At 71.4% G+C, this 24,311-nt stretch carries 25 protein-coding genes and 1 pseudogene; 10 read left to right on the plus strand and 16 right to left on the minus strand.

Going from position 1 to position 24,311, the window contains the following annotated elements; all coding sequences use genetic code 11:
* Positions 1-76: 76 nt before the first annotated feature.
* From OHB00_RS03025 to OHB00_RS03040, 4 genes are all read right to left on the minus strand, one after another.
* The gene (locus tag OHB00_RS03025; RefSeq protein ID WP_406430913.1) at positions 77-478 is read right to left on the minus strand and encodes a hypothetical protein; all 402 of its coding nucleotides are present in this window, start codon (positions 476-478) and stop codon (positions 77-79) included.
* A complete protein-coding gene (locus OHB00_RS03030) occupies positions 475-1,611 on the minus strand; it encodes a molybdopterin-dependent oxidoreductase (RefSeq protein WP_406430915.1) in 1,137 nt (378 codons plus the stop codon). The genes OHB00_RS03025 and OHB00_RS03030 overlap by 4 nt, the downstream gene beginning before the upstream one ends.
* 467 nt (positions 1,612-2,078) lie before the next feature.
* Positions 2,079-2,741 (minus strand): response regulator, encoded by a 663-nt coding sequence (locus tag OHB00_RS03035; RefSeq protein ID WP_406430917.1) that lies wholly within the window; start codon positions 2,739-2,741, stop codon positions 2,079-2,081.
* A complete protein-coding gene (locus tag OHB00_RS03040; RefSeq protein ID WP_406430919.1) occupies positions 2,738-3,895 on the minus strand; it encodes a sensor histidine kinase in 1,158 nt (385 codons plus the stop codon). Before OHB00_RS03040 ends, OHB00_RS03035 begins: the two co-directional genes overlap by 4 nt.
* A gap of 190 nt (positions 3,896-4,085) precedes the next feature.
* Between OHB00_RS03040 and OHB00_RS03045 the strand changes: the two genes are divergently transcribed.
* Positions 4,086-4,850 carry a hypothetical protein gene (locus OHB00_RS03045; RefSeq protein ID WP_406430921.1) on the plus strand — a complete coding sequence of 255 codons (765 nt, stop codon included), beginning with the start codon at positions 4,086-4,088 and terminating at the stop codon, positions 4,848-4,850.
* A gap of 92 nt (positions 4,851-4,942) precedes the next feature.
* On the opposite strand, the gene OHB00_RS03050 is transcribed toward OHB00_RS03045, so the two are convergent.
* Together OHB00_RS03050 and OHB00_RS03055 are read right to left on the minus strand one after the other, a co-directional pair.
* Positions 4,943-6,850 (minus strand): FHA domain-containing protein, encoded by a 1,908-nt coding sequence (locus OHB00_RS03050; protein WP_406430923.1) that lies wholly within the window; start codon positions 6,848-6,850, stop codon positions 4,943-4,945.
* A 383-nt stretch (positions 6,851-7,233) separates the two neighbouring features.
* Positions 7,234-8,847, minus strand: coding sequence for a purple acid phosphatase family protein (locus OHB00_RS03055; RefSeq protein ID WP_406430925.1), 1,614 nt, complete (start codon positions 8,845-8,847; stop codon positions 7,234-7,236).
* Between the two features lie 253 nt (positions 8,848-9,100).
* Between OHB00_RS03055 and OHB00_RS03060 the strand changes: the two genes are divergently transcribed.
* The gene (locus OHB00_RS03060) at positions 9,101-9,997 is read left to right on the plus strand and encodes an RNA polymerase sigma-70 factor (protein ID WP_406430927.1); all 897 of its coding nucleotides are present in this window, start codon (positions 9,101-9,103) and stop codon (positions 9,995-9,997) included.
* Positions 9,998-10,219: 222 nt separating this feature from the next.
* Here the strand turns inward: OHB00_RS03060 and OHB00_RS03065 are convergent, their stop codons facing one another.
* Positions 10,220-10,561 (minus strand): hypothetical protein, encoded by a 342-nt coding sequence (locus OHB00_RS03065; protein ID WP_406430929.1) that lies wholly within the window; start codon positions 10,559-10,561, stop codon positions 10,220-10,222.
* 456 nt (positions 10,562-11,017) lie between these two features.
* Here OHB00_RS03065 and OHB00_RS03070 point away from each other — a divergent pair, with 456 nt between their 5' ends.
* Complete coding sequence (locus tag OHB00_RS03070) at positions 11,018-11,842, plus strand: DUF1684 domain-containing protein (protein ID WP_406430931.1); 825 nt, start codon at positions 11,018-11,020, stop codon at positions 11,840-11,842.
* Positions 11,843-11,938: 96 nt separating this feature from the next.
* Here the strand turns inward: OHB00_RS03070 and paaE are convergent, their stop codons facing one another.
* From paaE to OHB00_RS03100, 6 genes are all read right to left on the minus strand, one after another.
* Positions 11,939-13,051 (minus strand): 1,2-phenylacetyl-CoA epoxidase subunit PaaE, encoded by a 1,113-nt coding sequence (gene paaE / locus OHB00_RS03075; protein ID WP_406430933.1) that lies wholly within the window; start codon positions 13,049-13,051, stop codon positions 11,939-11,941.
* A complete protein-coding gene (paaD, locus tag OHB00_RS03080) occupies positions 13,051-13,566 on the minus strand; it encodes a 1,2-phenylacetyl-CoA epoxidase subunit PaaD (protein ID WP_406430935.1) in 516 nt (171 codons plus the stop codon). Before paaD ends, paaE begins: the two co-directional genes overlap by 1 nt.
* Positions 13,560-14,390 carry a 1,2-phenylacetyl-CoA epoxidase subunit PaaC gene (paaC, locus tag OHB00_RS03085; RefSeq protein WP_406430937.1) on the minus strand — a complete coding sequence of 277 codons (831 nt, stop codon included), beginning with the start codon at positions 14,388-14,390 and terminating at the stop codon, positions 13,560-13,562. The genes paaD and paaC overlap by 7 nt, the downstream gene beginning before the upstream one ends.
* A 9-nt stretch (positions 14,391-14,399) precedes the next feature.
* Positions 14,400-14,690, minus strand: a complete 291-nt coding sequence (gene paaB, locus OHB00_RS03090) for a 1,2-phenylacetyl-CoA epoxidase subunit PaaB (RefSeq protein ID WP_406430939.1) — start codon at positions 14,688-14,690, stop codon at positions 14,400-14,402.
* Entirely contained in the window at positions 14,687-15,658 is a 972-nt protein-coding gene (gene paaA, locus OHB00_RS03095) for a 1,2-phenylacetyl-CoA epoxidase subunit PaaA (RefSeq protein WP_406430941.1), read from the minus strand. The genes paaB and paaA overlap by 4 nt, the downstream gene beginning before the upstream one ends.
* 146 nt (positions 15,659-15,804) lie before the next feature.
* Positions 15,805-16,143, minus strand: coding sequence for a hypothetical protein (locus tag OHB00_RS03100; RefSeq protein ID WP_406430943.1), 339 nt, complete (start codon positions 16,141-16,143; stop codon positions 15,805-15,807).
* Between the two features lie 74 nt (positions 16,144-16,217).
* Between OHB00_RS03100 and paaI the strand changes: the two genes are divergently transcribed.
* The 3 genes from paaI to OHB00_RS03115 are packed head-to-tail and all read left to right on the plus strand — an operon-like array spanning position 16,218 to position 18,538.
* Entirely contained in the window at positions 16,218-16,646 is a 429-nt protein-coding gene (gene paaI / locus OHB00_RS03105; RefSeq protein ID WP_406430945.1) for a hydroxyphenylacetyl-CoA thioesterase PaaI, read from the plus strand.
* Positions 16,646-17,992: a phenylacetate--CoA ligase PaaK gene (paaK, locus tag OHB00_RS03110; protein ID WP_406430947.1), complete on the plus strand. Its 1,347-nt coding sequence runs from the start codon at positions 16,646-16,648 to the stop codon at positions 17,990-17,992. Before paaI ends, paaK begins: the two co-directional genes overlap by 1 nt.
* Positions 17,993-18,052: 60 nt before the next feature.
* Complete coding sequence (locus OHB00_RS03115) at positions 18,053-18,538, plus strand: GNAT family N-acetyltransferase (protein WP_406430949.1); 486 nt, start codon at positions 18,053-18,055, stop codon at positions 18,536-18,538.
* Between the two features lie 198 nt (positions 18,539-18,736).
* On the opposite strand, the gene OHB00_RS03120 is transcribed toward OHB00_RS03115, so the two are convergent.
* Positions 18,737-19,801, minus strand: a complete 1,065-nt coding sequence (locus OHB00_RS03120; RefSeq protein WP_406430951.1) for a glycoside hydrolase family 5 protein — start codon at positions 19,799-19,801, stop codon at positions 18,737-18,739.
* Positions 19,802-20,061: 260 nt separating this feature from the next.
* Here OHB00_RS03120 and OHB00_RS03125 point away from each other — a divergent pair, with 260 nt between their 5' ends.
* The gene (locus OHB00_RS03125; protein ID WP_406430953.1) at positions 20,062-21,156 is read left to right on the plus strand and encodes a LacI family DNA-binding transcriptional regulator; all 1,095 of its coding nucleotides are present in this window, start codon (positions 20,062-20,064) and stop codon (positions 21,154-21,156) included.
* Positions 21,157-21,162: 6 nt separating this feature from the next.
* Here OHB00_RS03125 and OHB00_RS03130 read toward each other — a convergent pair whose 3' ends face one another.
* Positions 21,163-21,330, minus strand: coding sequence for a hypothetical protein (locus OHB00_RS03130; protein WP_406446362.1), 168 nt, complete (start codon positions 21,328-21,330; stop codon positions 21,163-21,165).
* A gap of 112 nt (positions 21,331-21,442) precedes the next feature.
* Positions 21,443-21,814 (minus strand): annotated as a pseudogene (locus tag OHB00_RS03135) (FAD-dependent monooxygenase); the annotation flags it as partial.
* On the opposite strand from OHB00_RS03135, the gene OHB00_RS03140 reads away from it, so the two are divergent.
* The 3 genes from OHB00_RS03140 (at position 21,806) to gap (ending at position 24,297) form a co-directional block, all read left to right on the plus strand.
* The gene (locus tag OHB00_RS03140) at positions 21,806-22,171 is read left to right on the plus strand and encodes a low affinity iron permease family protein (protein ID WP_406430955.1); all 366 of its coding nucleotides are present in this window, start codon (positions 21,806-21,808) and stop codon (positions 22,169-22,171) included. The pseudogene OHB00_RS03135 and the gene OHB00_RS03140 overlap by 9 nt on opposite strands.
* A gap of 63 nt (positions 22,172-22,234) precedes the next feature.
* A complete protein-coding gene (locus OHB00_RS03145; protein WP_406430957.1) occupies positions 22,235-23,191 on the plus strand; it encodes a GlxA family transcriptional regulator in 957 nt (318 codons plus the stop codon).
* 110 nt (positions 23,192-23,301) lie between these two features.
* The gene (gene gap / locus OHB00_RS03150; protein ID WP_406430958.1) at positions 23,302-24,297 is read left to right on the plus strand and encodes a type I glyceraldehyde-3-phosphate dehydrogenase; all 996 of its coding nucleotides are present in this window, start codon (positions 23,302-23,304) and stop codon (positions 24,295-24,297) included.
* Positions 24,298-24,311: the final 14 nt, after the last annotated feature.

Here is a 24,311-nt window from a genome sequence, read left to right on the forward strand (position 1 = left end):
GGCACCGCCGCGGCCCTGCGCGGCAGGCGTAAGACACCCGTAAGACCGAAAGTGGCCGGGGCCGGCCGCCGTCCCTTCACGACGGTGGCCGCCGACGGTGGACGAGGCTCCTGGCGGCAAGCGCGAGCGCCGTCACCGCGATCACGACCGCCATGGCGATCAGCCAGTTGCGTGGATAGTCCAGCGGGAGCACCGAGGCGTTCGCCCGTGGTCCCGGGCGCAGCAGCACCGGCAACGCCACCACCGTCAACGCGCCCGCGACCACCAGCGCCCCGCGTACCGGCCCGCGCACCCTGCCCCGCACCAGCACCAGTCCGGCCAGCAGGACCAGCGGCGCGATCAGCGCATCGTGCAGGACGACTGCCCCGCCGAGCCAGACCAGCACGCCGGTCAGGTCACGGACGTCCGTCAGCAGCGACGCGCCGACGCCCATGAGTGCCACTCCCACCGCGCCCACGAGAACACGCGTCACCTTCACGACAGCACCTCCAGCCGGTGCACCCACTTGGTCTGCAGCACGCCGGGCCGGTTCGGGGCGATGAGCCGCGCCGGGTAGCCGTGGTCGGGGCGCAGTTCCTCCCCGTTCAGACGGAGCGCGAGCAGGGTCAGCGGATCGCGGGCGTGTGGGTGGCCCATCTCCGACACCCGGTAGCCGCCGCGCAGTTGCAACGACACCACCCGCACCCGTGCCTCGGGCGGCGCACCCGCCCGCTCCAGCAGGTCCACGACCCGCACGCCCGTCCAGTGCGCCGACCTGCTCCAGCCCTCCACGCAGGCGATGGGCAGTTCCACCTCGTGCTGCGGCAGCGCGCGTAGTTCGTCCAAGGTCAGGCTGTACGGCCGTGGACCGGTCACCACGAGGCGGTACTCCTCGTCGGCGACCCGGCCGACCCCGGCCGCCGCCGCGGTCCGGTTGACGGGCAGGGCCTGCGGGCCGTGGTCGGGATGGCGCGGCGCGAACAGGATGAAGTCCTTCAGCGGGGTGAAGGACTGGCCCACCGTGGTGAGAGTGACGGCCCCCACGGCCGCGCCCACCGCCGCCAGCAGCGACCGCCGGTCGGCGCCGTCCCGTGCCGGCAGGGCGAGCGTCCCGGGCGACCGCCGGCTCCAGTGCGCCCGGATCTCCGGGGCCTTGACAGCGATGTGCAGCACGAGGGCGCCGATCACCAGCCACGCCACCGCGTAGTGCACCGGCACGAACGAGAACGGCCACGGGTACCACTGGACCGTGTTCAGCAGCCCGGTCGCCAGCTCGAAAACGGCCCCGGCCACCAGTACCGCGACCGACACACGCTCCAGCGCGTGCCGCACGGACCGCAGCACCGGCCACTCGAACAGCCGTGGATACACCGTCCACAACTTGGCGAGCAGCAGCGGAACCGCCGCGATGCCGGATGCGACGTGCAGGCCCTGGGTGACCCGGTAGCCCCACGAAGGGCGGCTCGGAATGTGGTCGGCCAGCCAGCCCGGCGGATGCTGCATGAAGTGGCTGACGAGGCCGGTGAGGAAGCACAGGACGAACGCCGGCCCCAGCCAGCGGCCGATCGAGGTCGCCGTGCGGGCATCATGCAACCTGCCCTTGAACACCGGCGGAGAGACACGCAGTTTCATGCCCCCATCCCACGCGGCGCCCGTCCGTTCCGGAACATCTGAACGCCTTACGGAACAAGGACGGTCCACGGGCACTCCACGAACTGCTGACCAAAGTCCGACGCAGCCCGCGTGCTCCCGGGAGCGCGGCGAGCGGCGCGGTCAGCGGCGGACAGCCGTAGCGGCGGTCGGCGCCGCGGGACATGGTCTTGGTGATCCCGACGCCGTGCATGGCGGACAACCAGGGCCCCGCCCGCGAGCCGGCCGCCACGTGATGCAGAGGCAGGTTCGGGCGGCGAGGTCCCGCCGAGCCGGAGGTTCACCGACCGCCCAGGCAAGGGGTGCGCGCATCCGCTGCCCAGGGCAAGGACGAATGGATCATCTACAGTCCATCTGACGTCTGCAAGGCCGTAGCCGGTAAACGGTTCGCGTGAAATCGCCCGCCGGGAAAGGCACCGTCTTTACCGCCGCCTCGCCAGCGTGATTGGTCAGACTCCGTGCGGGCGCAGTTGGTGTTCGTAGGCGAAGATCACGACCTGTACGCGGTCCCGGAGCTGCAGCTTGGCCAGGATGCGGGTGATGTGGGTCTTCACGGTGGCCTCGGTGAGGTGGAGCCGCTGGGCGATCTCCGCGTTCGTCAGACCGGTGGCGATGAGGTGGAAGACATCCCGTTCTCTGGCGGTCAGCTGGGCGAACAGGGCGCCGGCGGCCTCGTCGCGCGGGCGGGGCGCGGACTTGGCGAAGCGGTCGACGAGGTCACGGGTGATGCGCGGGGTGAGCACGGCGTCGCCGGAGGCGACGGCGCGGATCGCCTCGTGCAGCACTGCCGGTACGACGTCCTTGAGGAGGAACCCGCAGGCTCCCGCCCGCAGTCCTTCGAAGGCGTACTCGTCGAGGTCGAAGGTGGTCAGGATGAGGACACGGCAGGACGAGGCGCCCGTGATGCGCCGGGTCGCCTCGATTCCGTCCATGACGGGCATGCGCACGTCCATGAGGACCACGTCCGGTGCCGTCCGCCGGGCGAGGTCGACGGCCTGCCGGCCGTCGGCGGCCTCCGCGACGACCGTGATGTCCGGCATGGTGCCGAGCAGGCTGCGGAACGCCATGCGGACGAGCGCCTGGTCGTCGGCGAGGAGGACCTTGACGGTCATCGCGGCTCGCTCAGCTTCAGCTCGCCGGAGACCGTCCACCCCGTGGCGGTGGGTCCCGTGGTCAGGTCGCCGTCGAACAGGGCGACCCGCTCCCGCATCCCGGTCAGGCCGTTGCCGGTGCGCGGGCGGGTGCCGGAGGCCGGCCTGCCGTCGTCGGTGACCGTGAAGGTGACCCTGGAGGGATCTCGGCGCAGGACGATATCGACCGTCGACGCCTCCGAGGCGTGCTTGACGACGTTCGTGAGTGACTCCTGCACGATCCGGAACAGCGTGGTCTGCACTTCGGCGTCCAACTGCTGCTCGGTGCCGGTCTCCGTCAGCCGGACGTCCAGGCCGGTGCGGCGCGTCTCGTCCACGAGGGTCTTGAGCGAGCCAAGGTCCGGCTGCGGTGCCCGGTCGGCTCCGTCCTCCGCCCGCAGGACGCCGAGCAGGCGGCGCATGCCGGTCAGGGACTGCCGACCGGTCGAGGCGGCCTGGAGCATCTTGTCGCGGGCGCCGTCCGGATCGGCCGCCGTCGTGGCCGCGGCGGCCTCGGCGAGGGCGACGACAACGACCAGCCCATGGGCGACGATGTCGTGCATCTCCCGTGCGATTCGGGTGCGTTCGGCCGCCGCGGCCAGCCGGGCCTGCTGGGCGCGCTCCTGCTCCAGCCGCTGGGCGCGGTCCTCGACGGAGGCCAGGTAGCGGCTCTGCGCCCGCACGGTCGTCCCCAGGAAGAAGGCCGCCGCGGCCAGGCCGACGAGCACCACCACGACGTCATTGACACTTCCCGGCGGCCCGAACCGTACCGCCACCACACCGGCACCGGCCGCGACGGCGGCCGCCGCGCTCAGTGAGTACCGCAGGCCGCGCTCGGCGGCGACGGTGTACAGAGCGACGAGGACCGCCAGCTCGGCGAGCGAGACCGTGCCCAGGGCCCAGGTCAGCACGGCCACCACCCAGCAGCACCAGAACACGGCGACCGGGGCCCGGCGGCGCAGCACCAGCGGCGCGACCACCGCCACCGCCAGCGTCCAGTCCACCGCACTGGCCCGGTTGTAGAGCAGCTCGTGGACCGCGACGGCAGCGCAGACGAGGGGCGGCCCGAACACCAGCAGGGGCGCGAGGGCCGGCCGGCGTGCACGCTCCAGGAATTCCGGGCCGATCGAAATCACGCTCCCGAGGCTACGGGACAACGGCGGACGGAACATCAACCGAAGGTCGTACACCCGCCGAAAGTGCCGACCATCGGCTGACGCGCCGCACCCGCCCGCATTTCTAACCTCGCCGAAAGGACAACACCCGGAAGACGACTCAGAGAAATCACAGGGAAAGCAGAGGGCTGAAATGGAAAAGGAAACACTGGTGAATGCGCCGACGAAAGTCGCCGAGGCCACCGCGCTCTTCTGGATCGTGAAGGTCCTCACCACCGGCATGGGTGAGGCCACCTCCGACTTCCTCGGCCAGTGGAGTCTGTGGCTGTCCGCCGGAACGAGCGCCGCCGCCCTGGCGGGCGCCCTCTGGTGGCAGTTCCGCTCCGCGCGCTACCACCCCGTGCCGTACTGGCTCACCGTCGCGATGATCGCGGTCTTCGGCACCGCCGCCGCGGACTGCTTCCGCGTCGGACTGCACGTGGCGCTGCCGATCACGACCACGGGGTACGCGATCGCGCTGGCCGGGTGCTTCGCCGCCTGGTACGCGGTCGAGCGCACGCTGTCGATCCACACCGTCGACACGCGCCGCCGCGAGGTCTTCTACTGGCTGACCGTGCTTCTCACCTTCGCGCTGGGCACCGCCGCGGGTGACCTCACCGGCTTCTACCTCGACCTCGGATTCGTGCACTCCGCGCTGCTGTTCGGGGCGGCGATCCTCGTGCCGTGGCTGCTGCACCGCTTCGCGGGCCTCAACGCCGTCGCCGCGTTCTGGGCCTCCTACGTCCTCACCCGCCCTCTCGGCGCCTCGCTGGCCGACTGGTTCGGCATGGACAAGCCACTGGGTATCGGCGTCGGCTTCGGCACCACGGCGATCCTCGCCGCGCTGGTCTGCGCCGCGCTGGTCGGCTACCTCGCACTGACCCACCCCCGTGCCACCCACGACACCCCAGCGCTCAGTCCCGCCACCCTGCCCTGATCGGCATCGGCGTCTCCCCGCTTTTACCCGCTCCAAGGGCTTCGCTCGCGGCACCGAGTGCGCAACACGCACATGCCCGGGGTGCCCGGTGACTAGGCCTGGGCGGCCGGTTCCAGCGCCTCCACCGCTGCGGCGGCCGCGGACGAGTCCTGGCCGTAGAAGATGTCGATGTCGACCTCCTCGCCGCCCATCGTCAGCGTGTCCCAGGCGCCGCTGAGGACGAGCATGCGCAGGGTGGCGGGCTGCAGGGTGCGCAGGCGATCCAGGATCGCCTCGTCGTCCGGCATGCCCGGCAGGCGGGGCTCCAGGCGGGCGCGGATGGCCTGCATGCGCTCCAGCAGCGTCTTGGTGTCCGCCTCGCGGTCGGGCTCTTCGGGGATCCCGTCGATACCGTGGCCGATGATGTTCTTGATCGCCCAGGTGACGCCCTGGTCGTCGGTGGTGACCATCGCCTTCCAGGCCCGGCTCTTGTGCCGGTACTGCAGCATCGACATCGCCGCCTCGTGCCGGAGGAAGTCCGCGTCCCGGAACGACCGTCCGTTCCATGCCCCGTTGAGGGAACGGGCCAGCGAGACGGCGGAGGCGAGGCCGCTGTTGAGGCCGCGGCCCGGCCAGAAATGGATCGCGTTGGCGGCATCGCCGAGCAGGAACCCGTACGTGCCCGGCGAGGTGGTGGTGGGAGGCAGCAACTCGGCGGAGAACCGGGGGCGTTGCACCATGTCCAGGCGGAAGCTCGTGACCGCCGTCAGGTCGTCGGACTCGACGCCGAACAGCAGCAGCCCCTCGCGCACCCGGCGCCACAGGGCCGACCCCTTGACCAGGGCGGGCAGGAAGAGCGTGCCGTGGGTCGAGCACTGGAAGTCGCCGAACTCGTCGCGGTCCATCAGGCACGGCCGGGAGGCGATGCACTCCTCGAAGACACGGCGGACGGGGTCCAGGCCGATCACCTCGGCCGCCTCGGCGTCGGTCAGCCGCATGTTGAGGAATCCCTCTCCGCGCAGCGAGTTGAGCAGGAAGCGGTTCTGGGCGACCGTCAGCAGGACCGCCATGGGATCGGTCAGGCCCGACTTCACGCGCAGGCCGAGGACGACGTCCTGCAAATGGCGGCCGTCGAGGGAGTAGATGGACTCGTCGGCCTTGCCGAACCGGGCGGCGAAGTGGTCGCGGGTGCGGGACCGGCCGCCGTCGCAGATGGCGAGGACGTGCTGGGTGGCGAGCGCGTCCCGCTGCTCCGCCGCGTCGAACCGGGCAGGTATCAGGCGTATCCGGTCCCGCTTCTCGTTCGCCAGCTCCAGCAGGCGGTCCTCGATGTAGGCGATGCGCATGTTGCGCGGGCTGTGGTCGCCGACCGAGTCAGGGCCGGAGGGCCACATCTCCGTGTAGTGCTCCGGATCGAAGAGGCGCGCCTGGACCTCCTCGGGCCACGCGAGGTACTGGCGGCTCTGCACGGTCACGACCTGCTGGCGCCGTACGTTGCCCTCGTCCTGGCTCTTCCAGACGACGGTACGGCCCTGCTTGCGCCACCTGCCGTCGTAGACGGTGATCTGAACCTGGGGGCCGAGGAAGTGCTCAAGGAGCAGGGCGAGGGACAGGCCGACGGGACCGCCGCCGGCGACGGTGACCTGCAGGACGGGCCCCTTTTCACCGTCCTGCGCACCATGCGTGACGGACCGGGGCAGGGAGAGCGCCATCAGCGTCTCCATGGCGTCGGCGACCTCGAAGCGGAACTCCTGGTCGCCCAGGGTGATCTCGTCGCCCGGCTGCAGCAGCCGGGACTCCACCTCTTCCCCGTTGACCAGCGTGCCGTTGCTGCTCTCCAGGTCGCGCAGGACGTAACCCTTGTCCTCGTCGAATACGATCTCCGCATGGAAGCGGGAGACACTCAGACTTGAGATGACGACGGTGTTCTCCGAGTTGCGCCCGAAGGTGACGCGGGTGTCCAGGACCGGGATGCGCTCCCCCGCCAGCAGACCTTCGAGTCCGACCAGCACCGGTGCCACGGCACTTCCTTCCAGGAGTGATTGACCTCACCACGCTGCGGCACCACCACCGGACACGGCCACGCACGTCCACGCCGGGCGGGACGGCGCCACGGTTCCCCTGGCGGCGTCCGGCTTTCCCCACCCATCGCGCCCCCATCCGGGAGCTTATAAGTGCGCGGCCAAGTATTTCCAGGGGGCGCCACGCCGCGATCTCGCTTGAGAACAGCGGGAGTTCACCACTTTCGGCCACGTCGGCGGCGGCGGTTTGCCGACCGCGGGGAACCGGTACGGCCCGACGGTGTGGCGGACGGGGCAGGGGGCGTCGTCCGCGAGCGCTGAACCGGAACGCGGCGTGGGCCGGGCGGTCGCCGCCCGGCCCACGCCTCCCGCTGGTCGCACGGTCAGCCGGCGTGGCCGTCCGAGCGCTTGCGGTGCAGGCTGAAGGTCTCGAACACCGACAGCTCCCCGTTCGGCTTGTTCACGTTGTAGTACGTCACGTGCATCCGGGTGGTGTCGCCGGGGTGCCGACCGGGGTCGACGGTGAAGGCGGCGAAGCCGTAGGGGTGTTCGACGTCCCGGACGCCCACCCAGACCGCCTGCTCCTTCACATAGGTGGAGGTGCGCTTGCCGTTCGACCCGGCGGTCGCGGACACGGCGGTGATCACCTTGCCCGTGCCGTCGTTGAAGAACTTCTGGTTCGTGGTGCCCGAGACACCACCGCCGCCGAGGATCATGTGCACGGTGCCGAGGTTCGCGTCGATGTCGTCGGTGGCCCGGGAGACCGGGTTGGGCGTCAGCGTCTCGCTCCCGTTCACCACGCCGCGCACGGCCAGCGAGCGCTCGTAGTTGTGCTCGTGACCGCAGAGCACCAGGTCGACGCCGTAGCGGTCGAACAGCGGGCCGTACTTCTCGCGCAGGCCGAGGTCGGCGCCGTTGGCGTCCGAGGAGCTGACCATGACCTGGTGCATGGCCACGACCACCCAGTCGACGTCCTTCGAGGAGCGCGCCGCCTTCAGTTCCTTCTCCAGGAAGGCGAGCTGACGGCCGCCCGAGTAGCCGCTGATGTAGATGTCGCCGCCGTCCTGCAGGCAGTTGTCGTCGTTCTGCAGCACGATGACCCGCACCGAACCGGCCGTGAACGCGTACCACAGGCCGGCGAGTTCGGCGTCGGTCTCGGTGGAGGGCAGGGAGAAGTACGTCTGGTAGGCGCCGAGACCGAGCGAACCGTTGGCCTTCTCGATCTCGTGGTTGCCGGCCGCCGGCATCCACGGCCGGAAGCGCGCCGAACGGGTGTTGTTGGTGAAGAAGTTGTTCCAGGTGCGCACCCGGTCGACGTCCAGGTTGGCGTAGCAGAGGTCGCCGTTGAGCAGGTGGAACAGCGGGGCGACCTGCTCGACGCCGGTGACGATGTCCTTCGTCGCGGGCGTGGAGTTGGCGTCCAGGCCGACGGTGCCGTCGGCCGCCCAGGTGACCTGCGGGGCGGACTGGTCGCCGAAGCTGGTGAAGGTGACCGGCCGGCGTCCCTGCGGAGCGGTGCGGAACGTACCGCTGTCGGGGGTGGCACCCTCGTGGGTGGCGAGGTAGAGGTGGTCCGTGTCCGGGGTGAGGTTCTTGAGCAGGGCGTGGTGGACGTAGACGGTGCGGTTCGAGGTGCCGTCGACATAGGTGACGGTCTGCGCCTTCTTGCTGGAGCCGAAGCCGTGCTCCAGGGTGCCGTAGCGCACGACCGGCTTGGTCACCGGGCGGTCCGTGATCCACGACACCGTCATCTGGGTGCGCGGGTCCGCGCCGAAGGTCAGGTGCAGGCCCTGGACGGGGGGCGCGCCGGAGGAGTCCGCGGTGAGGTGGAACGCCGGCGCGGCGAGCTGAGCGGCCTGGGCCGTACCCGCCCCCAGCAGGCCGGTGGTGGCGGCGCCCGCTCCCGCGGTGCCCAGCAGGCCCAGCGCGTGACGGCGGCTGAGCCCGTCCGTGCCCCCCGCCGATCTGTCCTCTGTCGACTCTGTGTGTGTGGTCATGACGCCCTCCCGAGGTACAGCTGAGCAGACAACGACCGCACCCTTGCCCAGCCCAACTGCCGCCACATGAACACCACATGACCACCTGGCCATCACACGACAGGCATCAGGCCGACAAGACCGGCAGCTGGCCGTGCCTTTACCGGCCGCCGCCCCGCTCTTGACCTCCGAGGGCTGCCGACACCCCGGCTGCCGTGCGCCGGCCGGAGCCGGACCGGCTTGTAACATGCTGGTCCGACCCTGGAGGACATGGATGCGCGCCGGTGACCACGCCGACTCCCTGGACCGGGCGACGAAGGAATTCGTCGCCGCGCGTCCGCGGCTCTTCGGTATCGCCTACCGCGTGATCGGCAGTGCCGTGGAGGCCGAGGACATCGTCCAGGAGACGTGGATGCGGTGGCAGAACACCGACCGTGCCGGAATCCAGGAGCCGGCCGCCTTCCTGGCCACGGTGACCACCCGGCTGGCGATCAACTTCACCCAGTCGGCCCGGGTGCGGCGGGAGTCGTACGTGGGCCCCTGGCTGCCCGAGCCCGTCAACACGAGCGCCGATCCGCAGCTGGGTGCCGAACGCGCGGAGGCGCTCGACCTGGCGGTGCTCTTCCTGCTGGAGAAGCTGAACCCGGTGGAGCGGGCCGCGTACGTGCTGCGGGAGGCCTTCGACTACACGTACCGGCGGATCGCGGACATCGTGGAGACCAGCGAGGCCAATGCCCGCCAGCTGGTGAGCCGGGCCCGCAAGCGGCTGGCGGCGGAGCGCAGGGAGCCGGTCGGCTCCACCGAGCACCGGCGTTTTCTTGAGGTGTTCCTCGCCGCGGCGCAGCACGGCGATCTGTCGGTGCTGGAGGAGGTCCTGACCGAGGACGTGGTCAGCTACGCCGACGGTGGCGGAGTGCGCGGTGCGTCGCGGATCCCGGTGTCCGGGCTGCCGCACGTCTCCCGCTACCTCGTCGCCTTCGCCCCGCGCTTCTGGCCGCAGGCCCAGGTGCGCTGGGTCGAGGCCAACGGCAGGCCGGCCGTCCTGGTCTCGGCCTCGGGCAACCCGGTGGCCCTGCTGTCCGCCGACGTGTCGGCGCGCGGCATCGAACGCCTTCTGTGGGTGATGAACCCCGCCAAGCTGGCTCCCTACGTGGCGTCGCTGGACGGGTGACGCACACCCTGCTGCCGGGCCCGGACGCGCACCGCGGCGAGGTCAGGTTCGCCGACTGGCTCGCCGGGCAGCGCCAGCGCCTGACGGGGGCCGACGGCAGGCCATCGAAGGGGCCCGGCGCGGACGCCGGGCCCCTTCTCCGTGCTCCTTCGGCCTCCGGCTTCGTCCCACCTCCGGCTGCCTTCGACCTGCCGCTGCCGTCGGCCTGCGGCTTCCTCCGGGCTACGACGCGCCCACCAGCACCGCGGTGACGCACACCGCCATCGCCGCGGTGATCAGGAGCATCGCGGTCAGCGTTCCGCGCAGCCAGTGTCCGAAGCGGACGCGATGTTGCTGTTCCACCGCGCTGACGCTGGCGGCGATGTGCTCGGTCACCAGGTGGGCCACGTAGGTCTGCTCCTGGAGATACCAGCGCTCGATGTCCGACTTCTGCTCCCGGGTCAGCCCCGGCTCCCGTGCGACGAACTCCGAGACGCGTCGGCGTGCCGCTCGTAGATGGGCCTGCTGGTACAGGAACTCCTGGATGTCGGTCAGGCCGCGGGCGGCCTCCTCGCTCGTGTCCATGGTGTGCTCCCCAGGTGAGGCGGCGGCTGTCCGGCCAGTCGCTGTGGTGCTCGGGCGCGGTGTACGCGCATCAGCGCCGGGAGGGAGAGCAGCGCGCACGAACGTGTCGAGCCGGGACTGGTCGGGGCCGGCGGTCTCGCGAACGCCGTGGTGAGAGCTGGAGCAGGCGGTTGAAAGACCAGCGTGACAACTTCCGCACGCGGTCGCAAGAGGGTCGGCGCCGCATCGGCAACGAGGTACGGCCGTGGACCGCCCTGATCCGGATGGGCGAGCCCGTCACCGGCCGGGACCAGGCGATCGTCGGCAGGCCCGAGCCCGGGTGCCGGCGCCGGTACCCGGGCTCGCGTGACACATGACTGACAAGAAGCTGTCACACGGGGAGCGGAATGCGGGTTCGGCCGCCCCCGTTCTGACTGGCACGGCTGTTGCCCATCCTCGCCCGGCGAAAGAGGACGCATGACGACTGAGGCCACCACGACGGATCTCCAGGTCTTCACCGAGAGCTGGCAGGACTGGCACCGCGCCCAGGATGCCAGGGTCTCCGCCCCGCACGGATTCCTGGCCATCACCGGTCTGCACTGGCTGGACGACCGGCCGCAGCGCTTCCCCGACGCTCCCGGCGCCTGGCGCACCGGCCCGGACGGGGTGGTCGTCACCCTGGACGACGGCGAGGAACTGGTCGTCGAGGGGACGCCGGTGCGGGATGAACACCGCTTCGGCGTGCTTCCCGAGCGCGGCGGCGTCGACGCGGTCTGGGGCGACGCCGTCATCGAGGTCGCCAAGCGCGGCGGGAACGACATCGTGCGCCCGCGGCACCCTGACGCTCCGCTGCGCACCGCCTTCACCGGAACCCCCGCCTACGCTCCCGACCCGCGCTGGGCCGTGACGGGCCGGTACGTCCCCTTCGACGCGCCGCGGCCGACCACCGTGGGCGCCGCGGTGGAGGGCCTTGAGCACGTCTACGACGCGCCGGGCCGGATCGAGTTCGAGCTGGCAGGGCGGCAGCTGTCCCTGACCGCGTTCCCGGGCCGCGGTCCCGGCGGGCTGACAGTGCTGTTCACCGACGCGACCTCCGGGGTCACCACCTACGCCGCCAACCGTGTCCTGAGCGTCGAACGGCCGGCCGCCGACGGCACGGTGGTGCTGGACTTCAACCGTGCCGCGAACCTGCCGTGCGCCTACACGGACCTGGCCACCTGCCCGCTGCCGCCGGCCGAGAACCGGCTGCCGGTGGCGGTCGAGGCCGGTCAGAAGATCCCGCGCGAGCGCGGCGGGTCCTGACCCGCGAGGTCCTGCCGAGAAGACGCCGGCCCGCGGCTCGCCCGAGCGGGGTGCGACGGATTTCCGTGCCCCCGCGGGGCGGCACGCCGCAATCGGTCAGCTGTCGTAGTCGACCGTCAAGGACTCCGAGACCGGGTACGACTGGCAGGTCAGTACGTAGCCGGCGTCCACCTCGGCGGGTTCCAGGGCGTAGTTGCGGCGCATGTCGGCCTCGCCGTCCGTGATGCGCGCCCGGCAGGTTCCGCACACCCCTCCCTTGCAGGCGAAGGGGAGGTCCGAGCGGATGCGGGAGGCGGAGTCGAGGAGGGTGCGCTCGCGCGGGAGCCTCGCGGTGGTGGAGCGGCCGTCCAGGGTGACGGTGACCTCGCTGGCCGGGCCGGTCGCCGCCGCCTCCTCGTGCCGCAGGGGTTCGATCGGCTCGTCGGCGAAGAAGAGCTCCCGGTGGATCCGGTGGGCGGGGACGCCCAGTTCGGCGAGCACCTGCTGCGCGTCGAGGACCATGCCGTGCGGGCCGCACAGCCACCAGTGGTCGGTGCCCGCGATGTCGACCAGGCCCGCGATGAGCGCGCCCAGGCGGTCGCCGTCGAGGCGGCCGGAGAGGAGTTCGGCCTCGCGGGGTTCGCGGGAGAGGACGTGGGCGAGGTGGAAGCGGGTGCGGTACTCGTCCTTCAGGTCGGCCAGTTCGTCGGCGAACATCACGGTGTCGGTACGGCGGTTGCCGTAGAACAGCGTCACCTTCGAGCGGTCGTCGGCGGCCAGCACCGACTCGGCGATGGACATCATGGGGGTGATGCCCGAGCCGGCGGCGACGAGCACATGGTGGCCGGGGACCGTGAGGTCCGGGGTGAAGGCCCCGGTGGGGGGCATCACCTCGACGGTGTCGCCCGGCCGTACCTCGCGGACCAGCCAGGAGGAGAAGAGTCCGCCGGGCACCTCGCGGACGGCGATGCGGGGCGGGGCGCCGGCCGGCGAGCAGATCGAGTAGGACCGCCGCTCGTCGCGTCCGTCGATCTCCCGGCGGAGGGTGAGCGACTGCCCGGGGCCGAAGGCGAACTCCTGCGCGAGGGCCGCGGGGATGTCGAAGGTGACGGCCACGGCGTCCTCGCACAGAGGCTGGACCGCGGCGACGCGCAGAGGATGGAAGGCCGCGCGGCGCCGGTGCGCTCTCGTCGCGGGGGCACCGGCGGCCGGTGCCGTCAGCTCTGCCATCAGATCTCCTTGACGTACTCGAACGGCTCCTGGCAGCCGAGGCACCGCCACAGCGCCTTGCAGGAGGTGGCCGCGAACCGGGAGGTCTCCACGGTGGCGGCCGAGCCGCAGCGGGGGCAGGGAACCGTGCGCCGGGTGGGCGACAGGTCCAGCGGGACGGGACCCGCGGCGCGCCGTGGCGCGGGCCGGGGCGGTGCGATGCCGTGTTCGGCGAGTTTGCGGCGCCCTTCGAGGGTGATCCAGTCGCTGGTCCACGGCGGGTCGAGGACCGTGCGGATCCGCACGCGGCCGAAGCCGGCGTCCCGCAGCCGGGCGGCGACCCCGGCCCGCATCTCGGCCATGGCCGGGCAGCCCGAGTACGTGGGGGTGAGGTCGGCGACCACGGTGCCGTCCGGCTCGACGGTGACGTCCCGCAGCACACCGAGGTCGGCGAGGGTGAGCATGGGAAGTTCCGGGTCGGGGACCTGCTCGGCGATGTGCCGGGCCCGCCGGGCGTCGGACAGGACGGTCACCATGTCGCCTCCGGGTGGGCGCGGGCCACGCTCTGCAACTCGGCCAGCAGCGGGGCGAGATGGTCGGTGTGCTCACCGTCGCGGCCCTGCCCGGGCAGCGGCGGGACGCTCGGCATGGGGAGTCCGGCCGCGTCGAGGACCTGGTGGAGATCGGCCAGCACCGCGTCGCGCGCGTCGTGGGCGGCGAACAGCTCCTCCCAGTAGGGGGACTGCGCTTCCAGAGCCGTCAGCATCCGCGCATGCGACTCCTGCGTGCCGTCGCCCAGGCGTACGACCCACTCGGCGGCGTACTGCCGGTGGTAGGCGAGCTCCTTCACGCCCTTGGCCGCGATCGCCGCGAGCACCGGGTCGGGCGCTGAGGCCAGTCGGGTGAAGTGGGCGAGCCGCCAGCAGGCGAACACCAGGAGCCGCAGCACGGAGAAGGCGAAGTCGCCGTTGGGGAGTTCGGCGAGGCGTACGTTGCGGAAGTCGGCCGCGTCCCGGAAGTAGGCGTAGGCGTCCTCCGTGCGGCCGGTGCCGTCCGTCTGGCCGCAGCGCGCGTACAGCAGGCGGGCCTGGCCGAGCAGGTCGAGCCCGATGTTGGCCAGCGCCACCTCCTCCTCCAGTTCGGGGGCGCGGGTGACCCATTCGGCGAGGCGCTGCGCCAGCACCAGGGCGTCGTCGCCGAGCGCCAGGCAGCGGGCGGCCAGTCCGGCGGCGTCGACGCCCTCGGGTACGGCGGTGTCGACGCCGTGCAGCGGGTCCTCGAAGCCGGTGCCGAAGGCCCAGCGGGCGTCGCTGTCGTCGTGCCCCTCGGCCAGGCTCAGGTAGACGTGGTCGTCGCTCATCGCCGGCTCCTAGATGTGCGGGACATCGTCGGGGATGTCGTAGAAGGTCGGGTGCCGGTAGACCTTGTCGGCGCTGGGGTCGAAGAAGGGGTCCTTCTCGTCCCGGGTGGAGGCGGCGATGTGCTCGGAGCGCACGGCCCAGATGCTGACGCCTTCGTTGCGCCGGGTGTACAGGTCGCGGGCGTGCGTGAGGGCCATCTGGTCGTCGGCCGCGTGCAGCGAGCCGACGTGGACGTGGTTGAGGCCGCGCTTGCCCCGGACGAAGATCTCGTACAGGGGCCAGTCCCCGGAGTCGCTCATGCCACTGCCTCCTCGCGGGCTCGGGCGGCCTGCTTCGCGGCGTGCGCACTGGCGGCCGCACGCACCCAGGCACCTTCCTCGTGGGCGGCCCGCCGGCGCTCGATCCGCTGCGCGTTGCACGGGCCGTTGCCGCTGATGACTTCCTTCAGCTCGCTGAAGTCGGGGGTGCCGAAGTCGTGGTGGCCGCGCTCCTCGTTCCAGCGCAGCTCGGGGTCGGGCAGGGTCACGCCGAGCCTGGCCGCCTGTGGCACGGTCATGTCGACGAAGCGCCGGCGCAGTTCGTCGTTGCTGTGCCGTTTGATCTTCCAGGCCATCGACCGGGCGGAGTTGGGCGAGTCGTCGTCGGGCGGGCCGAACATCATCAGGGAGGGCCACCACCAGCGGTTCACCGCGTCCTGGACCATCTCCCGCTGGGCGTCGGTGCCGCGCATCATCGTCATGAGCAGTTCGTAGCCCTGCCGCTGGTGGAAGGACTCCTCCTTGCAGATCCGCACCATGGCGCGGGCATAGGGTCCGTAGGAGCTGCGGCACAGGGGCACCTGGTTGCAGATGGCCGCGCCGTCGACGAACCAGCCGATGACGCCGACGTCCGCGTAGCTGAGCGTCGGGTAGTTGAAGATCGACGAGTACTTCTGGCGGCCTTCGATGAGGCGCTCGGTCAGGTCCGCGCGGTCGGCGCCCAGGGTCTCCGCGGCCGAGTACAGGTACAGGCCGTGGCCGGCCTCGTCCTGGACCTTGGCGAACAGGATCGCCTTGCGGCGCAGCGACGGCGCCTTCGTGATCCACTCGCCCTCCGGCTGCATGCCGATGATCTCCGAGTGCGCGTGCTGGGCGATCTGCCGGATCAGCGTCCTGCGGTAACCATCCGGCATCCAGTCGCGCGGCTCGATCCGCTGGTCATGCGAGATCGTCGCCTCGAAATGGGACTCCAGCTCGTGTCCGGCGTCCCTTCCGGCCGCTTCAGTCATCTCCACCCACTCCCAACCGACCATTCGTTCGGTTCATCATAAGGCGCGCCCTCCCCGGTCTGGCAAGGGCCTACGCCGATCAGTAGCCGGAGCGGCAGGGCCGCCGTCCACCGAAAGGCGCCCCGCGCCCCACCGTCCCGCCGCGGTCACCACCCGCAGAAGCCCTGCCCCGCCTTCTCCCCGACTTCGCCGCGGGCCACCTCGCGCAGCAGCCGCGGCGGTGCGAACCGGTCACCGAGGGTCTCATGCAGGCAGTCGGCGACGGCGCGCCGTACGTCGAGTCTGAAGCCCGAGGATTCCCGTATTGGCGCCCAGCAGGCCGATACCGCCAGTCCGGCGGCCGTCTTCACGTTGATCGCGGCCGAGCCGACGGCGGCGAAGGACCGGGCGATCCCCGCGCCCATGCGGCCGCCGCCGAGGTCCTTCGACGCCTTCTTCGACGCGGTGGACGGGTCGCCGTGGCCGCGGGACGGACCTCTTGACATGCAGGTGTCTTGCTGGATTACTTGACCTCGCCGCACGCTAACCGAATGTTCGGTCGGTTCACAAGGTGGTGGAAATGACGCCCCAGGCACCCGGCACCGCGCCCGGCCCCGTCGAGACGATGTTCGCCGCGGACGAGGCGTCCCGGCGGCTGGGCATCGAGCTGCTGGAGCACGGCGAGGGGACGGCCGTGCTGCGGATGACCGTGACCGCCTCACAGGTCAACGGACACCGCATCGCCCACGGCGGGCATGTGTTCCTGCTCGCCGACACGGCGTTCGCCTGCGCCTGCAACAGCCACGGGCCGGTGACGGTCGCCGCCGGCGCCGACATCGACTTCATCGCGCCCGCCTACGAGGGCGACGTACTGGTCGCCACCGCGCGGGAGCGGGTCCGGTTCGGCCGCAGCGGTGTCTACGACGTGAGTGTCGTGCGCGGCGACGAGGTGATCGCGGAGTTCCGCGGCCGCAGTCGCACCCTGCGCACGCAGGACGAGGAGCCGTGATGAGCAGCGAAGTGATCGCGTCCGAGCCCAGGGGCACCCGCCGGGGAGAGCCGCTTCCCGAGTCGCTGCTGGACGAGGCGGAGCGGATGTCCCGCGAGGAGGTCCGGGCGCTCCAGCTCACCAGGCTGCGCACGACGTTGCGGCACGCGTACGACAACGTGGAGCTCTACCGCAAGAAGTTCGACGCCGCCGGTGTGCGCCCGGACGACTGCCACACCCTCGCGGACCTCGCCCGCTTCCCCTTCACGACCAAGGCGGACCTGCGGGACACCTACCCCTTCGGCATGTTCGCCGTGCCGATGTCCGAGGTGCGGCGCGTGCACGCCTCCAGTGGCACCACCGGCCGCCCCACCGTGGTCGGCTACACCGAGAACGACCTGTCGATGTGGGCGGACGTCGTCGCCCGCTCCATCCGGGCCGCCGGCGGCCGCCCGGGACACAAGGTCCATGTCTCCTACGGCTACGGCCTGTTCACCGGCGGACTGGGCGCCCACTACGGCGCCGAACGCGCCGGCTGCACCGTGATCCCCGCCTCCGGCGGCATGACCGCCCGCCAGGTGCAGATCATCCAGGACTTCCGGCCCGAGATCATCATGGTCACCCCTTCCTACATGCTCACTCTGCTCGACGAGTTCGAGCGCCAGGGCGTCGATCCGCGCTCCACCTCCCTGAAGGTCGGCATCTTCGGTGCGGAGCCGTGGACCGAGGAGATGCGCCACGAGATCGAGGAGCGGCTGGACATCCACGCGGTCGACATCTACGGGCTGTCCGAGGTCATCGGCCCCGGGGTGGCGCAGGAGTGCGTGGAGACCAAGGACGGGCTGCACGTCTGGGAGGACCACTTCTTCCCGGAGGTGGTGGATCCGCTGACCGACGAGGTACTGGCCGAGGGCGAGAGCGGCGAGCTGGTCTTCACCTCGCTCACGAAGGAGGCGCTGCCGATCATCCGCTACCGCACCCGCGACCTGACCCGGCTGCTGCCGGGTACGGCGCGTCCCGGGTTCCGCCGGATCGAGAAGATCACCGGCCGGTGCGACGACATGATCATCCTTCGCGGGGTCAACGTCTTCCCCAGCCAGGTGGAGGAGATCGTGCTGCGGACGCCGGGGGTGGCCCCGCACTTCCAGATCCAGATCAGCCGGCGCGGGCGGATGGACCACATGACGGTCCGGGTGGAGGCACGGCCCGACGCGTCCCCGGCCGACCGTGAGGCCGCCACCAGGACCATCGCCCAGGGCATCAAGGACGGCGTCGGCGTCACCGTGGAGGTCGCCGTCGTCGAACCGGAGACGCTGGAGCGCTCGCTCGGCAAGCTCCGCCGGGTCAAGGATCTGCGCAAGCCTTGATGTCCCGGCGGCCCGTAATGCGTTGGCGGGCCGGCAGCCGGAGTGCCTACCGTCCTCCTCATGCCCGAACTCCAGTTGCTCCGCCCGGACCACGCCCCGGCACTGCTCGCCTTCGAGCAGGAGAACCGCGCCTACTTCGCGGCGACGATCCCCGATCGCGGTGACGACTACTTCGCCCGGTTCGACGAGCTGCTCCGGGAACTCCTGGTCGAACAGGAGGCCGGGATCTGCTACTTCCATGTGCTGGTCGACCCCGTGGGCGCGGTGCTGGGGCGGGTCAATCTGGTGGACGTCGCGGACGGCGCCGCCGACCTGGGGTACCGGATCGCGGAGCGGGCAGCCGGGCGGGGCCTCGCCACCTGGGGTGTCCGGGAGGTGTGCCAGCGCGCCGTCGACTCCTACGGACTGACCGCTCTACGGGCCGCCGCCACCCTCGCCAACACGGCGTCCCGGGCCGTCCTGGCCCGGACCGGATTCACCGTGACCGGTGAGACACGGCTCTCCGGCCGTCCGGGGTTGACGTATGTGCGCCAACTCCAGCCGTAGCCATGCACGGGGCCCCGAGCGCTCCGCTGGAACTGCCGCGACGCGCCGTCGTTCGTCCGCGCGCCGTCGGGGCTGGTCGCGCCCACGCGGCGGCAGCCGCACATTCCATGCGGCCCCGCGCCCCTTCGGGGCGCCGCCGGGCCGCCTGCTTCACGGCGGCCGCGGTGTTCGAGGGCACCGCGGCCGCCGTCGGGTCGGTCAGCCGCTCACCGGCCTGCCCCGGCCCCAGGCCCAGGCGAGGCGGTCGGCCCCGGACTGGTTGGTGGTGGCCAGCCAGGGGCGGGACGCGTCGCCGATCAGCTTCTGGATGGAGTAGGTGTCGTCGGTGCGCAGGCCCGGCCAGTACACCGAGCCCATGCCGAGCTTGCGGAACGTGTCGGTGTCGGCCTGGATGAAGTTGACGGAGTTGTCGTCGGGGGCGGGCTTGTCGTAGTCGAGGCCTGTGGTCATGGGGGCACCGAACTCGTCGGCGACCGTGCGGTTCGCGCAGTCGCCGAGCCGCTCCTTCAGGTCGGCCACCCACTGGTCGTAGGTGGCGTAGCTCTTCCAGAAGCCGTAGTGGTGCAGGGAGAGGTAGGTGCCCTTCAGGCGCGGGTCGGCGCAGACGGTGGTGACGTGGTCGTTGTATCCGGCGCCGCTGACGAAGACGCGGTCGTGCGGGACGGACGGGTAGGTCGCCAGCCACTTCGCCGCCAGGTCGGCCCATTCGGCGTCGGTGTAGCCGTGCGGCTCGTTCATCGGCTCGAAGTAGACGTGCGGGTCGTGCCGGTAGGCCTTCACGACGGTGTCCCACATGGGCCAGTACGTGGCCTCGTCGTCGATGAAGCCGTCCTTGTTGGCACCGGTGCCCTCCCAGTAGGAGACGATCACCTTGAAGCCCTGCGCCGAGGCCGCGTCGATGACGCCGCGGTAGGACTTCCAGTACGTGCCGTTGACCGTGTACGGATTGATGGGCAGCCGTACGGTGTTGGCCCCGAGGTTGGCCCGGAAGGCCGCGATCACGCGGGTCGCCTTGGCGTAGGTCTGGGCGTAGCTGTCGGAGAGCGACAGGCCGGACAGGACCACGGGGTCGTCGGCGTAGTTGTCGCGCGGGTCGGCCCAGTTGACGCCCTTGAACTGGCTGGTGCCGTGGCCCGGGACGGCGGCGGAGGCGGCGGCGGGGCTGCCGGTGAGGGTGGTGGCGCCGACCGCGGCGATCGCCACCGCCGCGAGGGCGGCGCGGGTGCGGGGGGTGATACGGATTCTGGCGGGGGTCTTGCGCATCAACGTGCCCTTTCGGAAGACGGCGGCTCGGCGCGGATGGGGGGATCGGGACCCAGGCAGCGTGTTCACGTAAACATCAGGCAGACGTGTTTACGTGAACATCCCCCGCGCGACGTCCGGACAGGATCTCTGTCCGGGCTGGTCACACGGCGATGTTTACGTAAACTCGAAAGCGTCGGAATCGTGGCACCCGCTCCTGCGGCCGTCAAGATTCCCGGTCCCGACTTCCCGTGCATGAAGGAGATTTGAGGGGTGGGGCGATGGTCCTGAACGAGCCGGAGCAGCCGGTCGCGCGGGCCGCGGGCAGTGCGGGGCGCGACGGTTCCGGGGTGCCCGGCGGGCGCCGCAAACAGCGGGTCTCCATGGCCGACGTCGCCGAACTCGCCGGGGTCTCCTCGCAGACGGTCTCGCGGGTCTCCAACGGGCGTCCCGGGGTGATCGGTTCCACCCGGGAGCAGGTGCTGGCCGCGATGCGCGAGCTCGGCTACCGGCCCAACAGCGCGGCCCGCGCGCTGCGTTACGGCCGGTTCAACACCATCGGCGTGATCCTGTTCAGCCTGTCGTCCACGGGCAGCAGCCGCACCGTGGAGGCCATCGCCACCCATGCCGCCGCCGAGGGCTACGCGATCACCCTCATCCCCATCGACGTGGCCACGCAGGACAATGTGCTGGGCGCCTTCACGCGCATGGGCGAGCTGGCGGTGGACGCCGTCATCGTCATCATGGAGATCCATCTGCTCGACACCGCGACCGTGCAACTGCCGCCCGGTGTCCATGTGGTGGTCGTGGACTCGGACGCCGGGGACCGCTACGGAGTGGTCGACACCGACCAGGCCGACGGCGCGCGCAGGGCCGTACGGCATCTGCTGGAGCTGGGCCACCGGACGGTGTGGCACGTGACCGGTCCCGAGTCCTCGTACGCGGCCCAGCGCCGCACCCAGGCCTGGCGGACGGCGCTGGAGGAGGCGGGGTGTCCGGCCCCCGTCCCCTTCCGCGGCGACTGGTCGGCCGAGTCGGGTTACGCGGCCGGGCTCGCGCTCGCCGAAGAGCCGGACTGTACGGCCGTGTTCGCGTCCAACGACCAGATGGCCCTCGGGCTGCTGCGCGCCTTCCACGAACGGGGCCGGTCGGTCCCGGCCGACATCAGTGTGGTCGGTTTCGACGACACCCCGGACGCGGCCTTCTTCATCCCGCCCCTCACCACCGTCCACCAGGACTTCGCCGAGGTCGGCCGCCGCTGCGTGGAGGGCGTCCTGCGCCAGCTCCGCACCGGAGACGACTCCCGCCCCGGCACCGACCTCGTCCCGGCCCGTCTGGTGATCAGGAACAGCACCGCCCCGCCCCGCCCGACGTGACGACGGTCAGGGCGTCGCGCAGTGCCGAGTCGGCCGGCGGAGGGTCGTCCCAGCGGGCGGGACGAGTTCGGTCCCGAACCGCACCACTCCCCCGGCGGCGAGCAGGGTGGGCTCCAGCCGGTCCCGGGAGGTGACCACGCCGACGGCCGGGCTCTCGGCGACCGGGGCGCGCACCCGACCATGGCGGCACCCGCGAAGTCGGGGTCGCACAGGGTGTCACGGAAGCACACCCGACCGTACTCGGTGCGAAGGCGTCCGCCGTGATCCTGGCGGCGGTCCCGAGCTGCCGGAAGATCTCCATGGACCGCACGTTGACCAGGCGGGACCGGGGAAACGGGAACGGCTGCCGGTGCTTCTCGACCAGCAGGGTGGCCACACCCCAGCGGTCCAGCAGCGCCCGCACGGTGAGCCCGACCGGCCCGCCGCCGACGATCAGCACCGGTACCTCTGCGTCCGCTCCGGACATGGCTCCATGATCCGGCCCCGGCGCCCGCCCGCCGTCTCCACCCGCGGGCATCCACCCGAACGGGTCCCCGCCCGCGGCGGCGGTGTCCGGCGGCAGGCCGCGGATGAGGGGGACGGCGCGGGGTACCCGGGGCGGGATCGTGGTGAAGGGCACCGCGCGGGCGTGGGAGTTCCCCCTGTGTCCATGACGCATCCTGCCGAGCGCTCCCGTGACGGGCGGGGCTGGTTCGAGCGGCTGGCCGAGGCGGCCTCGAACGTCACCAGTTCCGTGCTGTTCATGTGCTTCTGTGTGGCCCTGGTCGCCGCCTTCGCCGCCGTGCACCTAGCGGGCCTCGGACTGACCTGGCAGCTGCTCGTCGGCGACCTCATGACCTCCGTGAACCTGCTGCTCCTCGCCCTGCTGAAGAACTCCGAGCGCCGGGCGGAACACGCCGTCCAGCGCAAGCTCGACAGCATCGCCGCCGCGCTGCTCGACCAGCGGGAGGGCGAGCACCCGGAGGAGTCGGCCGAGGAACTGCGCAAGGCGATCCGCATGGAGGAGGAGCTCTGATCCCGGCGCGGCCGGCGGGCGGGCCGCGCCGGGCCCGGGTCGGGCCCTCGTACCCTGTTCGATGTGTCTGCCGTCCGTCTGCATCGCGTCGCCGTCCTCGTGCTGGAGGGAGCGAAGCCTCTGGACGTCGGTATCCCGGCACAGGTGTTCACGACCCGGGCGAGCATGCCGTACGAGGTACGGGTGTGCGGTGCGGCGCCCGGTCTGGTGACCGGCGGCGACGGGTTGTCGTACCACGTCGCCGACGGCCTGGACGCGCTGGAGTGGGCGGAGATCGTGTTCGTGCCGGGCTACCGGTTCCCGGACCGGGACGACCCGCCGCCGGCGGTCGTCGACGCGCTGCAGGGCGCGCACCGGCGGGGCACGCGGCTGGCCGCCATCTCGACCGGGGCCTTCGCGCTCGCCGCGACCGGCCTGCTCGACGGCCGGCGCGCCACCACGCACTGGCATTACACGCGGGCCCTCGCCGAGAAGCATCCGCTGGTCAAGGTCGACGAGAACGTGCTGTTCGTCGACGAGGGCAGCGTGCTGACGTCCGCAGGCGCGGCCTCGGGGATCGACCTGTGCCTGCACATCCTGCGCGGCGACCTCGGTGTGGCCGCCTCCAACCACGCGGCCCGGCGTCTGGTGGCGGCCCCCTATCGCAGCGGGGGCCAGGCGCAGTACGTGCCGCGCAGTGTGCCCGAGCCGCTCGGTGAGCGGTTCGCCGCGACCCGCGAGTGGGCGCTGCACCGGCTCGGCGAGCCGCTCACCCTCGACGCGCTCGCCCGGCATGCGGGGGTGTCGGCGCGCACGTTCTCGCGGCGGTTCGCGGAGGACACCGGGTACACGCCGATGCAGTGGGTGATGCGGGCCCGCATCGACCTGGCCCGGGAGCTCCTCGAACGGTCGGAGCGGAGCGTCGAGCAGATCGCCGACGACGTCGGTCTCGGCACCGGGGCGAACCTGCGGCTGCACTTCCAGCGGATTCTCGGCACGACGCCGAGCGACTACCGGCGCACCTTCACCAAGGGTGAGTAGGGCTGCCGGGTCGGCGGCGTGGCGAGATCCTTTCGAACCATGGCGATCTCGCCGCTGTCCCGGCCGGGCGCGGGCCGCGAACCTGGTGGCGTAGCGAAGGGACACCACTTATGACTCGTATCGCCGTCAACGGATTCGGCCGCATCGGACGCAACGTGCTGCGAGCGCTGCTGGAGCGGGACAGCAGCCTGGAGATCGTCGCCGTCAACGACCTCACGGAGCCGGCCGCCCTCGCGCGGCTGCTCGCCTTCGACTCGACGGCCGGCCGTCTCGGGCGCCCGGTGAGCGTCGACGGGGACGTCCTCGTCGTCGACGGCCGCCGTATCAAGGTCCTCGCGGAGCGCGAGCCGGCGCGACTGCCGTGGGCCGAGCTCGGCGTGGACATCGTGCTGGAGTCGACCGGCCGCTTCACCTCGGCGAAGGCCGCCCGCGCCCACCTCGACGCGGGCGCGCGCAAGGTGCTGGTCAGCGCGCCGTCGGACGGTGCCGACGTCACGCTGGCGTACGGCGTGAACACCGACGCGTACGACGCGGAGCTGCACACGGTCGTCTCCAACGCCTCCTGCACGACCAACGCGCTCGCCCCGCTGGCCGCGGTGCTCGACGAACTCGCCGGTATCGAGCACGGGTTCATGACGACCGTGCACGCGTACACGCAGGAGCAGAACCTCCAGGACGGCCCGCACCGTGACCCTCGGCGCGCCCGTGCCGCCGGTGTCAACATCGTGCCGACCACGACGGGCGCCGCCAAGGCGATCGGTCTGGTGCTGCCGAACCTCGACGGCAAGCTGTCGGGCGACTCGATCCGGGTACCGGTGCCGGTGGGCTCGATCGTCGAGCTGAACACGACCGTGTCGCGTGACGTGACCCGCGACGAGGTGCTGGCCGCGTACCGCGCGGCGGCCGAGGGGCCGCTCGCGGGCGTCCTCGAATACTCGGACGATCCGCTGGTGTCGTCGGACATCACGGGCAACCCCGCCTCGTCCATCTTCGACTCGGCTCTGACCCGCGTCGACGGCCGCCACATCAAGGTGGTCGCCTGGTACGACAACGAGTGGGGCTTCTCGAACCGGGTGATCGACACGCTGGAACTGCTGGCGCGCTGACGGGCGTCGGAGTG

It is taken from the genome of Streptomyces sp. NBC_00631 (genome assembly GCF_045206895.1).
In the GTDB taxonomy this organism is placed as follows: Bacteria; Actinomycetota; Actinomycetes; order Streptomycetales; family Streptomycetaceae; genus Streptomyces.

Excerpts from the sequence above, each read along its gene's own strand:
- OHB00_RS03030 (WP_406430915.1), bottom strand. The coding sequence starts at position 1,611 with ATGAAACTGCGTGTCTCTCCGCCGGTGTTCAAGGGCAGGTTGCATGAT.
- OHB00_RS03035 (WP_406430917.1), bottom strand. The coding sequence starts at position 2,741 with ATGACCGTCAAGGTCCTCCTCGCCGACGACCAGGCGCTCGTCCGCATG.
- OHB00_RS03055 (WP_406430925.1), bottom strand. The coding sequence starts at position 8,847 with ATGACCACACACACAGAGTCGACAGAGGACAGATCGGCGGGGGGCACG.
- OHB00_RS03060 (WP_406430927.1), top strand. The coding sequence starts at position 9,101 with ATGCGCGCCGGTGACCACGCCGACTCCCTGGACCGGGCGACGAAGGAA.
- OHB00_RS03065 (WP_406430929.1), bottom strand. The coding sequence starts at position 10,561 with ATGGACACGAGCGAGGAGGCCGCCCGCGGCCTGACCGACATCCAGGAG.
- OHB00_RS03070 (WP_406430931.1), top strand. The coding sequence starts at position 11,018 with ATGACGACTGAGGCCACCACGACGGATCTCCAGGTCTTCACCGAGAGC.
- paaE (WP_406430933.1), bottom strand. The coding sequence starts at position 13,051 with ATGGCAGAGCTGACGGCACCGGCCGCCGGTGCCCCCGCGACGAGAGCG.
- paaD (WP_406430935.1), bottom strand. The coding sequence starts at position 13,566 with ATGGTGACCGTCCTGTCCGACGCCCGGCGGGCCCGGCACATCGCCGAG.
- paaC (WP_406430937.1), bottom strand. The coding sequence starts at position 14,390 with ATGAGCGACGACCACGTCTACCTGAGCCTGGCCGAGGGGCACGACGAC.
- paaB (WP_406430939.1), bottom strand. The coding sequence starts at position 14,690 with ATGAGCGACTCCGGGGACTGGCCCCTGTACGAGATCTTCGTCCGGGGC.
- paaA (WP_406430941.1), bottom strand. The coding sequence starts at position 15,658 with ATGACTGAAGCGGCCGGAAGGGACGCCGGACACGAGCTGGAGTCCCAT.
- OHB00_RS03100 (WP_406430943.1), bottom strand. The coding sequence starts at position 16,143 with ATGTCAAGAGGTCCGTCCCGCGGCCACGGCGACCCGTCCACCGCGTCG.
- paaI (WP_406430945.1), top strand. The coding sequence starts at position 16,218 with ATGACGCCCCAGGCACCCGGCACCGCGCCCGGCCCCGTCGAGACGATG.
- paaK (WP_406430947.1), top strand. The coding sequence starts at position 16,646 with ATGAGCAGCGAAGTGATCGCGTCCGAGCCCAGGGGCACCCGCCGGGGA.
- OHB00_RS03115 (WP_406430949.1), top strand. The coding sequence starts at position 18,053 with ATGCCCGAACTCCAGTTGCTCCGCCCGGACCACGCCCCGGCACTGCTC.
- OHB00_RS03120 (WP_406430951.1), bottom strand. The coding sequence starts at position 19,801 with ATGCGCAAGACCCCCGCCAGAATCCGTATCACCCCCCGCACCCGCGCC.
- OHB00_RS03125 (WP_406430953.1), top strand. The coding sequence starts at position 20,062 with ATGGTCCTGAACGAGCCGGAGCAGCCGGTCGCGCGGGCCGCGGGCAGT.
- OHB00_RS03140 (WP_406430955.1), top strand. The coding sequence starts at position 21,806 with ATGACGCATCCTGCCGAGCGCTCCCGTGACGGGCGGGGCTGGTTCGAG.
- gap (WP_406430958.1), top strand. The coding sequence starts at position 23,302 with ATGACTCGTATCGCCGTCAACGGATTCGGCCGCATCGGACGCAACGTG.